2 pseudogenes are annotated in these 710 nt (G+C 65.8%); both read left to right on the forward strand.

Annotated features, from left to right (window positions below):
• Nucleotides 1-284, forward strand: a pseudogene (locus EOA29_RS38850) (hypothetical protein); the annotation flags it as partial.
• Nucleotides 285-405: 121 nt separating this feature from the next.
• Nucleotides 406-710, forward strand: a pseudogene (locus EOA29_RS38855) (cytochrome P450); the annotation flags it as partial.

A 710-nucleotide genomic window follows, 5' to 3' on the forward strand; every position in this document is an offset into this window, starting at 1 on the left:
CGCCAGGTCCGGGCGGCACGACGCTCTACGGCTTCACCGAGAAATCGGGCTACCTCAACGAGGTGCTGGCGGTTGCCGACCGGCCGGGCAAGGACCCTTTCGTCGCCCGCTGCCTGAGCGGGCCAAGCGCCGAGGAATCGCTGGCGCCCTGCGAGCGCGACATCCAGGTGGGCGACGATCTCAGCCTCACCTACCGTTTCCCGCGCGAGCTCCTCGGAAATTGGCAGGCGCTCGACGCCGCGATCGCCGCCAAGGTGGCAGGCATCCTGAAGACGGGACGCTGAAGCGCGGCGCCGGAGCTCCGCGCACTGCCTTGTGTGCCTGGCCCAACGCATGGGCACGACGGAGGCCAAGATACGGTATACGGTCTGGCATCTGGCCGACAAGGCGCGCTATTGGTCAGACATGATGCCAGCCTATCTCGCTTTCGATCCAACCAGCCGCCGCCTACGGCTCGACCCGCACGAGCCGGCCTTCGTGCAGAACCCTTATGAGGCCTATGCCTTCCTGCATGGCATCTCCAATGCCTTCTTCTGGGAGGATTACGGCTTCTGGTGTTTTGGCGGCTTCGACGACGTCAATCGGCTGCTGCGCGACCGCCGCTTCGGCCGCCAGAACCCGGCCGGCATTCCCGACAGCCGCGGTGTTGGCGACGACCGCTCGCATCTGACCGCCTTCGACGCAATCGAGGCGAATTCGATTCTGGAGCT

Source organism: Mesorhizobium sp. M1E.F.Ca.ET.063.01.1.1 (assembly GCF_003998155.1).
Classification (GTDB): domain Bacteria; phylum Pseudomonadota; class Alphaproteobacteria; order Rhizobiales; family Rhizobiaceae; genus Mesorhizobium.